The organism is Serratia sp. 2723, assembly GCF_050434425.1.
Lineage (GTDB): Bacteria > Pseudomonadota > Gammaproteobacteria > Enterobacterales > Enterobacteriaceae > Chania.
The window spans coordinates 212,142-225,483 of the sequence record NZ_JBNDIN010000002.1; the positions used below are offsets into that span (position 1 = coordinate 212,142).

General features: G+C 54.7%; 12 protein-coding genes. 5 read left to right on the forward strand and 7 right to left on the reverse strand.

Annotation, left to right across the window (positions count from 1 at the left end; translation table 11 throughout):
• Window positions 1-13: 13 nt before the first annotated feature.
• Window positions 14-610 (forward strand): RdgB/HAM1 family non-canonical purine NTP pyrophosphatase, encoded by a 597-nt coding sequence (rdgB, locus tag ABIE29_RS03715; RefSeq protein WP_429616894.1) that lies wholly within the window; start codon window positions 14-16, stop codon window positions 608-610.
• The gene (hemW, locus tag ABIE29_RS03720; protein ID WP_429616895.1) at window positions 600-1,751 is read left to right on the forward strand and encodes a radical SAM family heme chaperone HemW; all 1,152 of its coding nucleotides are present in this window, start codon (window positions 600-602) and stop codon (window positions 1,749-1,751) included. Before rdgB ends, hemW begins: the two co-directional genes overlap by 11 nt.
• A gap of 111 nt (window positions 1,752-1,862) precedes the next feature.
• On the opposite strand, the gene ABIE29_RS03725 is transcribed toward hemW, so the two are convergent.
• The 4 genes from ABIE29_RS03725 to trmB form a co-directional block, all read right to left on the reverse strand.
• The gene (locus tag ABIE29_RS03725; RefSeq protein WP_429616896.1) at window positions 1,863-2,579 is read right to left on the reverse strand and encodes a DUF2884 domain-containing protein; all 717 of its coding nucleotides are present in this window, start codon (window positions 2,577-2,579) and stop codon (window positions 1,863-1,865) included.
• Between the two features lie 40 nt (window positions 2,580-2,619).
• Window positions 2,620-3,543 (reverse strand): glutaminase B, encoded by a 924-nt coding sequence (gene glsB, locus ABIE29_RS03730; protein ID WP_429616897.1) that lies wholly within the window; start codon window positions 3,541-3,543, stop codon window positions 2,620-2,622.
• Between the two features lie 80 nt (window positions 3,544-3,623).
• On the reverse strand, window positions 3,624-3,950 hold the full coding sequence (locus tag ABIE29_RS03735; RefSeq protein ID WP_429616898.1) for a YggL family protein: 327 nt from the start codon (window positions 3,948-3,950) through the stop codon (window positions 3,624-3,626).
• A complete protein-coding gene (gene trmB, locus ABIE29_RS03740) occupies window positions 3,950-4,669 on the reverse strand; it encodes a tRNA (guanosine(46)-N7)-methyltransferase TrmB (RefSeq protein ID WP_429616899.1) in 720 nt (239 codons plus the stop codon). The genes ABIE29_RS03735 and trmB overlap by 1 nt, the downstream gene beginning before the upstream one ends.
• Window positions 4,670-4,849: 180 nt before the next feature.
• Here trmB and mutY point away from each other — a divergent pair, with 180 nt between their 5' ends.
• The 3 genes from mutY to mltC all read left to right on the forward strand — a co-directional run bounded on the left by mutY (window position 4,850) and on the right by mltC (window position 7,361).
• Complete coding sequence (gene mutY, locus ABIE29_RS03745) at window positions 4,850-5,950, forward strand: A/G-specific adenine glycosylase (RefSeq protein ID WP_429616900.1); 1,101 nt, start codon at window positions 4,850-4,852, stop codon at window positions 5,948-5,950.
• The gene (locus tag ABIE29_RS03750) at window positions 5,947-6,219 is read left to right on the forward strand and encodes an oxidative damage protection protein (protein WP_024484083.1); all 273 of its coding nucleotides are present in this window, start codon (window positions 5,947-5,949) and stop codon (window positions 6,217-6,219) included. The genes mutY and ABIE29_RS03750 overlap by 4 nt, the downstream gene beginning before the upstream one ends.
• A 65-nt stretch (window positions 6,220-6,284) precedes the next feature.
• The gene (mltC, locus tag ABIE29_RS03755) at window positions 6,285-7,361 is read left to right on the forward strand and encodes a membrane-bound lytic murein transglycosylase MltC (RefSeq protein ID WP_429616901.1); all 1,077 of its coding nucleotides are present in this window, start codon (window positions 6,285-6,287) and stop codon (window positions 7,359-7,361) included.
• Window positions 7,362-7,874: 513 nt separating this feature from the next.
• Here the strand turns inward: mltC and speF are convergent.
• The 3 genes from speF to ABIE29_RS03770 all read right to left on the reverse strand — a co-directional run bounded on the left by speF (window position 7,875) and on the right by ABIE29_RS03770 (window position 13,337).
• The gene (speF, locus tag ABIE29_RS03760) at window positions 7,875-10,034 is read right to left on the reverse strand and encodes an ornithine decarboxylase SpeF (RefSeq protein WP_429617078.1); all 2,160 of its coding nucleotides are present in this window, start codon (window positions 10,032-10,034) and stop codon (window positions 7,875-7,877) included.
• Window positions 10,035-10,520: 486 nt separating this feature from the next.
• Window positions 10,521-11,867 (reverse strand): OprD family outer membrane porin, encoded by a 1,347-nt coding sequence (locus ABIE29_RS03765; protein WP_429616902.1) that lies wholly within the window; start codon window positions 11,865-11,867, stop codon window positions 10,521-10,523.
• Window positions 11,868-12,035: 168 nt separating this feature from the next.
• A complete protein-coding gene (locus ABIE29_RS03770; RefSeq protein ID WP_429616903.1) occupies window positions 12,036-13,337 on the reverse strand; it encodes a pyrimidine-nucleoside phosphorylase in 1,302 nt (433 codons plus the stop codon).
• Between the last annotated feature and the right edge of the window lie 5 nt (window positions 13,338-13,342).

The following is a 13,342-nucleotide window of genomic DNA, read 5'->3' on the forward strand; positions in this document are numbered from 1 at the left end:
AGGTATCTATTATATGCAAAAAATCGTTCTAGCCACCGGCAACCCCGGCAAAGTGCGTGAACTCGCCGAACTGCTGGCCGATTTCGGCTTCGACGTGATAGCGCAAACCGAGCTTGGCGTAGACTCCGCCGAAGAAACCGGCCTGACGTTTATTGAAAACGCTATTCTCAAAGCCCGCCATGCCGCGCAGATCACCGGTCTGCCAGCGATGGCCGACGACTCTGGCCTGGCGGTCGATGCCTTGGGCGGCGCTCCGGGGATTTACTCTGCCCGCTACGCCGGTTTAGAGGCCAGCGACCAGCAAAATCTGGACAAGCTGTTGGTGACGCTGAAAGACGTGCCTGCTGGCAAGCGCGGTGCTCAATTCCATTGTGTGCTGGTATATATGCGTCATGCGGAAGATCCTACCCCACTGGTGTTCCACGGCTGCTGGGCCGGTGAGATCACCTTTGAACCGGCCGGCGTTGGCGGCTTCGGTTACGATCCGATCTTCTATGTACCAGATTTGGGCTGCACCGCAGCAGAGCTGACACGGGAAGAGAAAATTGCCATTTCCCACCGTGGCAAGGCGTTGAAGTTGATGTTGGAAGCGATGCGTAATGCCAGCTAACAGCGTACCACTGCCACCGCTCAGCCTGTACATCCATATTCCCTGGTGCGTACAAAAGTGCCCATACTGCGATTTCAACTCGCATGCCTTGAAGGGCGAAGTGCCGCATCAGGAATATGTCGATCATCTGCTGGCAGATCTGGATGCCGATTTGCCGCTCACCAGCGGTCGTGCAATCAGCACCATCTTTATCGGTGGTGGAACACCGAGTCTGTTAAGTGCCGAAGCCATGCAGGCACTGCTAGATGGCGTGCGGGCGCGCATTCACGTCGTGGATGACGCCGAGATCACCATGGAAGCCAACCCTGGCACCGTGGAGGCCGATCGCTTCAGTGGCTATCAGCGCGCCGGGGTGAACCGCATCTCGATTGGCGTACAAAGCTTTAGCACCGAAAAGTTAACCCGTCTGGGGCGCATTCATGGCCCGGATGAGGCCAAGCGCGCGGCGCATCTGGCAACCGGCCTGGGCCTGCGCAGTTTCAATCTGGACCTGATGCATGGCCTGCCGGATCAGTCGCTGGAAGAAGCGCTGGACGACCTGCGTCAGGCTATCGCTCTTAATCCGCCGCATCTGTCCTGGTACCAACTCACCATCGAGCCAAATACCCTGTTCAGCTCACGCCCACCGGTATTACCGGATGATGACGCGCTGTGGAATATCTTTGAGCAAGGGCATGAACTGTTGAGTGCTGCCGGTTATCAGCAGTATGAAACCTCGGCCTATGCCAAACCGGGTTATCAGTGTCAGCACAACCTCAACTACTGGCGCTTTGGCGACTATCTGGGGATTGGTTGCGGCGCACACGGCAAGCTGACCTTTGCCGATGGCCGTATTCTGCGCACCGCCAAAACCAAGCATCCGCGCGGCTTTATGCGGGGTGACTATCGGGACAAGCTGCATGAAGTCGAGGCGCACGATCGGCCATTCGAGTTCTTTATGAACCGTTTCCGCCTGCTGGAAGCTGCGCCACGCGCCGAGTTCGCCCAATATACCGGGCTGGATGAGAGCGTGATCCGCGCACCATTGGACGAAGCGCTAGCCAAAGGCTATCTGCAAGAGACGCCAGAGTATTGGCAGATCACCGAGCATGGCAAACTGTTCCTTAATTCGCTGTTGGAACTTTTCTTGCCGGAAGAATAGCTTAGGTAGAATTGCAGGCTCAACTGTCACACGCTTATCTGGCAGGGGTAATAGGTTCCGTCGAGTTAGGAGCGCAGCTCTTAAAACAACGGAACCTGTTAACGTCAAACCTTAGTTCAGCGCCTTGACCAGATCCTTACGCTGGGTTTCCAGAGCCGTGACGCGCTTACACACGTCGCGACCAAAGTTCTGGAAGTCCTGCTCCTGATTGTTCCATTCGTTCTTGATGGCCTGCTGTAGCCCACCCAGGTTGCCCATGATCGCCTGCAACGGGTTGCCATTGCTGTTGGCGACCTGCTTGACGCCCATTTCGTTCAGGCTGTCCTGCAATACGCCGCCCATGCTTTGCTGTACGATATTACGGCCATCCTGCTCCACCTGAGCGATCGCCTTGTGGTGGAACGTGAGGCCGTCGCTGCGATGTTCGATGATACGGTTCATCTGCTGCTTCAACTGGTCGTTGAGCGTGGTCAGACGGTTACGCACGTTGCTGTCAGTGCCCAACTGCTGAACGATGACTTTATCCAGCGCTACACGCGCCTTTTCCAGATGCTGCTGCGCGCCCTGATCGATCCAGGGTAAATCTTTACGCAATGCGTTCTGGTAACTGAACGCCTTCTGGCGCTGGTTATCATTCAGGCTCAATGCTTTGCCATCACGAGTGACATCGCCGTCGGCGGTGATTTGCAGGTTACCGCTGGTCCCCACCACCTGCACGGTCTGTGAGCTGATAATCACGTCGTCCTGTGGCCTGACGCTGCACTGATACTCGGCATGCGCCTGTGAAGCCGTTAACAACAGCAAGGCCAATCCGGTTCTCTTTAACATAGTTTCTCCTGACTCCCTTCCAACCGCATATGCGATGGAGTTAAAAAATCGAACGGCTAATGCGTTGAGACAACAGTTCCAGTGCCGCAGTTCCCGCCAATGAGTTACCGGATGCATCCAGCTCCGGCGACCAGACGACAATCGACAGCTCATCAGGGACGATGGCGACAATACCGCCGCCCACTCCAGACTTGCCCGGCATGCCAACCCGGTAAGCAAATTCACCTGCACCATCATACATACCGCTGGTCATCATCAGGGCGTTAATCTGCCGGGCCTGCAACGGGCTGATCACCTCTTCACCATCAAGCGTCCGGCCCTGGTTAGCCAGGTAGACAAAGCTGCGTGCCAGCTCAACGCAGCTCATCCGTAACGCGCAGTAGTGAAAATAGGTTTGCAGCACGGTCAGCACGTCATTGTCGAAGTTACCGAACGACTTCATCAGATAGGCGATGGCGGCATTACGGTCGGAATGCTCAAATTCGGATCGCGCCACGCGGATGTCATAGGATAGGTCATCAACGCCTGCCAGTTGGCGCACCACTTCCAGCATCCGCTGCTTGGGAGCACTAAGCCGGGTTTGCAGCATATCGCAGACCACCAGCGCACCAGGGTTGATAAACGGGTTGCGCGGTTTGCCCTGTTCCATTTCCAACTGCAGCAACGAATTAAACGGCAGGCCAGAGGGTTCTTTCCCCACCCGCTGCCAGATTTCACCTTCCTGATAACGCGTTAGCGCCAGCGTCAGGCTCAATACTTTGGAGATCGACTGGATCGAAAAACGCTCCGTCGCATCCCCGGCCTGAAACAGTTCACCGTCAACGGTACAGACGGCGATTGCCAGCCGATCGGCGGCGACTTCCGCCAATGCAGGAATGTAATCTGCCACCTTGCCTTGCCCAATCAGTGGGCGTACCTGTTGCAGGATCTCGTCCAGCAACGCGTTATCTAAAGTTGTTACCACCGCGCTCACTACTCCAGAAAGAACACCAGATAGAACAAAGGTGCCATTAAGGCACCTTCGGCAATGCTAATCGGACCGGATCAATCCCACCAGATGTCGAACAGATCGCTGGTTTTCACATCGCTCAACTTGCGTGCTTCCAGCCAGTTTTTGATCAGCTCACGGTGTTGTTCGGTGCAATGACCAATCTTCTGCAGGCAGATCAAGCCTTCCCACTGCAGATAGCCACTGCCGTCAAACGCCAGGCCATTTGGCTCGATCACTTCATCGATAAACGCGTCCAGGGTGCTGTCGATATCTTCAACGGCAGTCCCTTCAGCAAAACGCCAGGCGACGGAAAAGCCCAGTTCCTGAAACTCTTCGATATGCAACTTTTTACGTAAACGACGACTACGGTTCTTAGCCATTATTCCATCCTCTCAAACATCAAATCCCAAACGCCATGTCCCAGACGCTGGCCACGTAATTCAAATTTTGTCAGCGGACGCGAGTCCGGGCGCGGTACGTAATCATTGCTCTCGGAGAGATTACGGTAGCCTGCGCTGCTGTTCATGACTTCCAGCATGTGTTCCGCATAGGGTTGCCAGTCGGTGGCCATATGGAAAACGCCACCCACTTTTAATTTGCGCAGCACCAGTTCAACAAACGGCGTCTGTACGATACGGCGTTTGTTGTGGCGCGCCTTGTGCCACGGATCCGGGAAGAACAGCTGCACCATATCCAGCGAAGCATCCGGGATCATATTCTGCAAGACTTCCACCGCATCGTGGCACATCACCCGCAGGTTGGCCAACTCAGCCTCATGGGCATCGGCCAGACAGGCACCCACGCCCGGCGAATGAACCTCGATCCCCAGGAAGTTCTGCTGCGGGTTGTTGCCCGCCATGGTGACTAGCGAAGCCCCCATGCCAAAACCAATCTCCAGCACGGTTGGCGCTGCACGGCCAAACAGCGCGGCGATATCGACAGGTTCAGCCTGATATTCCACGCCCATCACCGGCCAATAGTTGTCCAGCGCCTGCTGCTGGCCTTTGGTCAACCGCCCCTGGCGGCGCACAAAACTGCGGATACGGCGCATCGCGCGGCCGTTCTCATCAAATTCTGGAGAGATGACGTCATTAATCATAGTGCTTTCTGTCTATTTGGCTGCCAATTAGGGGAACGCGCATTATGCAAAGATACTTTGCTTTAGCAAGCGTTCATCATCATACCGGATGTGCTACTGCGGAAAGTTCCGGTTTACAGCACCATCACTCTATGCTGCAATCGCGCATCATTATTTATCTGCCGGATAGCGAACTCGCTCATGATGCAAGCGCAACAGTTCTCGCACGTAGTGCTTGACTGGTACCAACGCTATGGCCGCAAAACGCTGCCGTGGCAACTCGATAAAACGCCTTATCAAGTATGGCTCTCTGAGGTGATGCTGCAACAAACTCAGGTTGCCACCGTTATTCCTTATTTTCAGCGCTTTATGGCACGTTTTCCGAACGTGCGAGCCCTGGCCGAAGCGCCGCAGGATGAAGTCCTGCATCTGTGGACCGGGCTTGGCTATTATGCCCGCGCCAGAAACCTGCATAAAGCGGCGCAGACCATTGTCGCACAGCACGGCGGTGAGTTCCCGACAACCTTTGAAGAAATTGTCGCGCTGCCTGGCGTAGGCCGTTCAACCGCCGGTGCCATTCTCTCTCTGTCCCAGGGGCAGCACTATCCGATCCTCGACGGTAACGTCAAGCGCGTCCTGGCCCGTTGCTACGCCATAGCTGGCTGGCCGGGCAAGAAAGAGGTGGAAAATCGCCTGTGGGAAATCAGCGAAGAGGTCACACCGGCAGAAGGGGTTGGCCAGTTCAATCAGGCGATGATGGATCTGGGAGCGATGGTCTGCACCCGTAGCAAACCCAAATGCGAGATATGCCCGCTCAATATCGGCTGCCTTGCCAACGGCAACAGCAGTTGGGCCAACTATCCAGGCAAAAAACCCAAGCAAACCCTGCCGGAAAAAACCGCCTACTTCCTGATGCTGCAACAGGACGATGGCGTCTGGCTGGAACAGCGCCCAGGTGCCGGCCTATGGGGCGGGCTATTCTGCTTCCCGCAGTTTAGCGCGCGGATCGATCTTGAACTCTGGCTGCAACAACGCGGCCTCCAAGATAGCCGTTTAGAGCAAATGACCGCCTTCCGCCACACCTTCAGCCATTTCCATCTGGATATTGTGCCTATGTGGCTGAACATCGACAAAGCGGGTAGCGCCATGGATGAGGGTGCCGGTCTCTGGTATAACTTAACGCAGCCCCCTTCGGTCGGGCTGGCCGCGCCGGTTGAGCGCCTGCTTCAGCAGTTGGCCAAACAGTCCCCGACCCAACCCGGTTTATTTGGCAACAGCGCCATTGACGAGGAATTAGCATGAGCAGAACCATTTTTTGTACCTTCCTGCAGCGTGACGCCGATGGGCAAGACTTCCAGCTCTATCCAGGGGAAGTCGGCAAGCGCATCTACAACGAAATCTCCAAGGAAGCCTGGGGAGAATGGATGAAGAAGCAGACCATGCTGATCAACGAGAAAAAGCTCAACATGATGAACGTGGATGACCGCAAACTGCTGGAACAAGAGATGGTCCGCTTCCTGTTCGAAGGACATGAGGTCCACATCGAAGGCTATACGCCACCGAGCGAATAATGTTTTCCGGGCCAGCGCTGGCCCTTTTCCCCAGTTTAATTCTTCGCGTATACGGCTTTGACAAGATGAAGAAAATGTTAGCTTTGCTAGTGATAGCGCCTTTGCTGATCTCCTGTTCCGGCAAAAAAAACGACGTGGTCACGGAAGCCTATGTCAAAGACACCAACGCCTTTGATATTCTGATGGGCCAATTTGCCCACAACATCGAGAACATCTGGGGGCTGAGCGAAGTTCTGATCGCCGGGCCAAAAGATTACGTCAAATATACCGACCAATATCAGACCCGTAGCCACATCAACTTTGATTCGGGCACCATCACTATCGAAACCATCGCCAGCACCGATCCTGCGGCTCATCTGCGCCAGGCGGTGATCAGCACCCTGTTGATGGGTGACGATCCAGGCTCGATCGACCTCTATTCCGACGCCAATGATATCCAGATCAGCAAAGAACCGTTCCTGTACGGCCAGGTGCTGGATAACAAGGGCCAACCCATCCGCTGGGAATGGCGGGCGGCGCATTTCGCCGACTATCTGTTGCAAAACAAACTAAAAAGGCGCACCTCGGGCCTGCACGTGATCTACTCGGTGACTATGCAACTGGTGCCTAACCACCTGGATAAACGTGCACACAAATATCTGCCGATGGTTCGCCAGGCGTCCGAGAAATACGGCGTCGAAGAATCGCTGATCCTGGCGATTATGCAGACCGAATCCAGCTTTAACCCGTATGCGGTAAGCGGTTCCGACGCGCTGGGCCTGATGCAGGTGGTGCAGCATACCGCCGGTAAAGACGTGTTCCAGAGCAAAGGTAAATGGGGTACGCCAAGCCGCAGCTACCTGTTCGATCCGGAGAACAACATCGATACCGGTACTGCCTATCTGGCCATCTTGCAGAACAACTACCTGGGCGGCATTCAGAACCCGACCTCACGCCGCTATGCGGTGATCACCGCTTACAACGGTGGGGCTGGCAGCGTGCTACGGGTGTTCAATAGTGACAAGGCCAAGGCAGTCACCATCATCAACAGCATGCAGCCTGGTGATATTTATCAGACTCTGACCACCAAGCATCCGGCGGGTGAATCACGTCGTTATCTGGTGAAGGTTAACAACGCGCAGAAAAACTACCGGCGAAGGTAATTGTTGGTGGGGAAAATACAGGGCTGGGGAGCGATAATTCGTCCCCTCACCCTAACCCTCTCCCACAGGGAGAGGGAACCGACCGAGTTCACTATCAGTTGCCGAAACTTACCTGGCCACGACACTAACCAGCTCCCTTTTTGCAGTGAAACAGATTGAGCGCGGCACTCGACAACAACGCCAAATCAGCTCCCTCTCCCTGTGGTCGAGTTCGTTATCAGTTGCAGAAACTTACCTGACCACGACACTAACCAGCTCCCTTTTTGCGGTGAAACAGATTGAGCGCGGCACTCGACGACAACGCCAAGTCAGCTCCCTCTCCCTGTGGTCGAGTTCGTTATCAGTTGCAGAAACTTACCTGACCACGACACTAACCAGCTCCCTTTTTGCGGTGAAACAGATTGAGCGCAGCACTCGACGACAACGCCAAATCAGCTCCCTCTCCCTGTGGGAGAGGGTTGGGGTGAGGGGAAATGGCGCTCGCCGCACTTGGGCCGGATAAAGGGGGCTGTCCTACTTGATCATATAGCCAAATATCCGTTTCCAGCCGTGATCTTTCTTCTCGATATACACGCCCTGCAGCTCCGGTGAGAAACCAGGCAAGCGGTTAATACCCTCCTCCAGCGCCAGGAAGTAACGCTGTACCGAACCGCCCCACACCTCACCCGGAACCACACACAGCACGCCCGGTGGATAAGGCAAGGCACCTTCCGCCGCGATGCGCCCGGCAGCCTGAGCGATCGGCACCAGCTCCACGTTATCGCGGATAAACTCGACGTTGGCATCCTGCGGACCCATCATCACCGGCGGGAAATGATCCTGACGGAACATCTCCTTTTGCAACTGCTTCACGTCGAAGCTGACGTACAAATCGTGCATCTCCTGGCACAGCTGACGAAGGGTGTAGCCTGCATAACGCTGCTGATTCTTGCGATAGACCGTCGGCAAAACCTCACTCAATGGCGCATCTGCTTCGACATAACGTTCGAACTGCACCAGCATATCCACCAGATGATCCATTTTCGCCGGGTTCTCCGCCGGGGTGAGCAGGAACAGGATCGAGTTGAGATCGCACTTCTCCGGCACGATGCCATTCTCACGCAGGAAGTTGGCCAGAATGGTCGCCGGGATACCGAACTCGGTGTACTGACCGGTGGCCGCATCAATCCCCGGCGTGGTCAGCAACAGCTTGCAAGGATCGACCAGATACTGCCCCTGCGCATAGCCTGCAAAACCGTGCCATTGCTCGCCCGGTACAAAGTTAAAGAAGCGTGCGTCGTTGGCGATCAGGTCGGTATCGTAATCCTGCCAGTTCTTGCCTGCCACCTGCGGCGGAATAAAGGGCCGCAGCAGCGAGCAGCGTGCCAGCAGCTGTTTACGCGTGTCGATCCCCAGCTTGACACACTCCATCCACATACGGCGACCAGCGGCACCGGCATGCATCTTGGCGTTGACGTCCAACGCGGCAAACAGCGGATAAAACGGGCTGGTTGAGGCATGCAGCATAAACGCATTGTTGAGATGCTTATGGTTGCAGTGGCGCTTCTGGCCTTTGATATGATCGTCTTTCTTGTGGATCTGCGAAGTCTGCGAGAACCCGGCCTGCTGCTTATGCACCGATTGCGTGACGAAAATACCTGGATCGTGCTCATCCAGTTCCAACAGCAGCGGCGAGCACTCTTTCAGCATCGGGATAAAGCCTTCATACCCCACCCAGGCCGAATCAAACAGGATGTAATCGCACAGATGGCCGATGGTATCGATCACCTGACGGGCGTTGTAAATCGTGCCGTCATAGGTGCCGAGCTGAATGATCGCCAGGCGGAAAGGCCGTGCCGCCGCGGCTTTTTCCGGGGCAACATGGCGGATCTGCTCGCGCAGGTAAGCCTCATTAAAGCATTTAGAATCGATGCCGCCGATAAAACCAAACGGATTACGTGCGGTTTCCAGATACACCGGCGTCGCTCCGGCCTGGATCAACGCGCCGTGGTGATTGGATTTATGGTTATTACGATCAAACAGCACCAGATCGCCACGCGTCAGCAGCGCGTTGGTCACCACTTTATTGGATGCCGAAGTGCCGTTCAGCACGAAGTAGGTTTTATCGGCGTTGAACACTTTCGCCGCGTGTTTTTGCGCATCTTTGGCGGAGCCTTCGTGGATCAGCAGATCGCCCAACTTCACATCGGCGTTGCACATGTCCGAACGAAAAATCGTTTCACCGTAAAACTCGAAAAACTTGCGCCCTGCCGGGTGTTTGCGGAAAAACTCGCCGCCCTGATGGCCCGGGCAGGCAAAGGTTGAGTTCTCCATCTCCACGTAGGTTTTCAGCGTTTTGAAAAACGGCGGTAACAGCGCCTGCTCGTAGGCATCGGCGGCGGCCTCCAATTGCGCCATGTAAAACACTTTGGTCGCGGCAGCCAAGGCAAATACGCCGGTAATCAACGGCAGATGATCCGGGGAAAGCTGTTCATCCCCCTCAACGGCAACAAAGATCGGGATCTCAAAGCCGGTCGCTTTGAGCGTTGCCAGAATACCGTCATCCACATCGCTAACGGAGACCACGGCCGCCGCCACATCGGTATAGTCAGTCTGCCCCACGAGCACGATTTCACGCAGGGTTTCAATGCTGGCTACCAGGCTGGCGCTGGTTGCTATCTTCAATTCTTTCATCATGCTGAGTCTCAAACGGTTAAGGATGAGGGTGTGCCACTGGGCACATAATGAGATAACCCTGGTTATCCCGGCAAAGTGATGAGCCAAGGCGCAACCATGACCGGCCGATGCGGGTAGGCATCAGACAACTATCGGGGACTGGGATCGGCAGCGTCCGATAGACATCAGTAAAATCAGAACCGCAGCTCTATTTTTAATCATGCCTAACAGCGAGCATTGGCTAGCTTTACCGCATAACGGGCAGCGGCGTTCGCATAAATGGCGTTAAGGATACACGGAGTGAGGGCGTCATCAGACTTCTGGAGCGCAGCTGCGCTGAGGTGGTTAAACCCGTCATGCCTGTACTCCTCTGTGATGAAGTGGGGGATCCGCGCAATGATTACACGTTTTTTTCGAGGGTTCAAGCCGGTTAATAGTTACTATTAATGCATAATTATTTATTGATGCCGTGTGGGTTTCCCCACACGGCCAGGCAGGCTTTGCTTAGAATAGGTTGAACTTGTAATCCACCTGGAACTCAATCGAGTGGTTCTGAGCGCGCATCGGCTTGCCATCCGAGGTCAGTTTCGGCTGGTTGCTCTGGCTCTGGTAGTTCCAGGATGGGCCACCGGACAGTTGGAACGCCAGATTTTTCAGCGCCAGCTGTGACGGCGTCCAACGGGAGTAAACCAGGGTTTCACCACGCTCAATGCTATGGCCACGGTACTTCATCCCCCAGCCATAGTTGGTGACCATCCCCAGCTCAACCTCTGGCGTAACGGCATAGCCAAAGGTCCAGGCCAGCATCTTTTCCTTATCGCCCACATAGTCGTTACCCCAACTGTCGGCCATTGAGTTAAAGGTGCCGCGGCTGTGTTTGGCCAGGTGCCACTCAAAGCGCCCTAACCCGTTGCCATTGTCGAGTGAGGCCCGGGTATATGAAGCCCCAACCTTGTGCTTCCAACGCTCGGCACGCCATTCGGCATACATCGCATAATGGTAGGCATCATCATCGAAAGTTTTGTGACGGATGGACATGCGGGTCCAGTCCTGCAAACCATGGTTGTAATACAGCTGGCTGGCAAACTTGAGGCGATTTTCCGCCCAGGAAGCCGGTTGCCACCCCAGCTCTACCCCGTGGCGTTGCATATAATTATGGCTTTCACCCAGGAAATAGAGCGCGCTATAGCCGTGATCGCTATAGCTCACTTCACCGGTCGCAATACTGCTGACCTCCTTTTTATCCGCAGTGAGGAAATGGATCTTATCCGGAGAATCCCTGTCGCTGTAACGGGTCACGTAGGCACCGCGTACCCTTACTGGCCCGGTCGCCGCTTCACCACGCAGGCCCAGATAGGTACTTGGAATGGCGCGCGTGGAGTTGTTGAGTGCGCCCCATTTTTTAATCTGCTGCCAACCGGAATAAAGGTGCAGATAGGTATCATCATCACCCAAACGCCCTTTCAGGTAGAGCTGACCAATCTTGTTGAAGCCTTTGGCCTGACCGTTGTCGTTATATAACACGCTACGGCCCCAGAAATCATCGCTGGCGGCCAGTTTAATCACGCCATAATAAGATGCATCTACCCCCAACATATCCGCAAAATAACCGGACTGATAATCAAGGGTGATCCCTTGCCCCCAAGCCGTTTGGTTTGAACGCTGCCCATAGTCCTCGGTGCTTAAGTTTTTAAACACGTTACGGAAAGAGAGGTCCGCATGACTATCATTAATAAAGCTGGAGAAAAGATGATTATTTAGCTTAATTTCTTCAGCCGAGAGCGGTAAAGAAAACATCAGCGCAAACAGTGCCAGAGGTTTATTTATTTTAAATTGCCTTAATTTATTCATAGAAAAGTCCCGTTTTCTATTTACCCTCCGTCTTTCAAAACGCCGTAAGGCAACTTGAAATCCGTTAGGTATTTACTAACCCAGAGTTATTTTAATTCGATCAAGTTATTTCTAGATAATAATGAGAATGTTTCACCCTGCAACCAGGGTGAAACACGGCTAATAGCGTTATTCTGTAATAATGGTGTGGATCAGTTTTGGTACTTGCGCCTTATCGGCAATAGTGATGCAGTCATAGATTTTCGCCATGACGTTCGCCACATCCGGGCGGTTGGCATGGATCGTCACCAGTGAGTCACCGATGGCGACCCGATCGCCGACTTTTTTATGCATCATCAGGCCCACGGCCAGATCGATGTCGTCTTCCTTGGTGGCGCGGCCGGCACCCAGTAACATGGCTGCCACACCGATTTCGTCAGCCACAATGTTGGCGACCACACCAGCCTGCTTGGCCGGTACTTCAATCAGGTATTTAGCCTGCGGCAGCTTCTCCGGATGATCCACCATTGAAGCATCGCCGCCCTGATTAGCCAGGAAGTCACGGAACTTGGCCAACGCCTTGCCGTTATCGATGGCCTCTTGCAGCATGGCGCGCGCAGCCGGTAACGTGTCGGCCTTCTTCGCCAGCACTACCATCTGGCTACCCAACTGCATTACCAGCTCGGTAAGATCTTCCGGGCCTTCGCCACGCAGCGTATCAATGGCTTCTTTCACTTCCAGCGCATTACCGATGGCGTAGCCCAAGGGCTGCGACATATCGGAGATCACCGCCATGGTATTACGGCCCACGTGGTTCCCAATGCGCACCATCGCCGTTGCCAGCTCGACAGCATCTTCGGTGGTTTTCATAAACGCACCGGCACCGGTTTTCACGTCCAGTACGATGGCATCGGCACCCGCAGCGATCTTTTTGCTCATGATCGAACCGGCGATCAGCGGGATAGAGTTCACCGTGCCGGTCACATCACGCAGCGCATACAGCTTCTTATCCGCCGGGGTCAGATTACCGGTCTGGCCAATCACCGCCACTTTGTCACGGTTAACCAACTCGATAAACTGTTTGCTGGAGATTTCCACGTGGAAGCCGGCCACCGCTTCCAGCTTATCGATAGTGCCACCGGTATGCCCCAGGCCACGGCCCGACATCTTCGCCACCGGGATATCCAACGCCGCTACCAGCGGTGCCAGCACCAGCGTGGTGGTATCACCTACGCCGCCAGTGGAGTGTTTGTCCACCTTAACGCCTTCGATCGCCGAGAGATCGATCACATCACCCGAATTCACCATCGACATCGTCAGATCGGCACGCTCACGGTCGTTCATATCCTGGAAGAAGATCGCCATCGCCAGCGCACTGGCCTGGTAATCCGGTATATCTCCCCGGGTATAGCCGTTAACAAAAAACTCAATTTCTTGCGTGCTCAACTCTTTTCCATCGCGCTTTTTGGCGATGATATCAACCATTCTCATTGCCT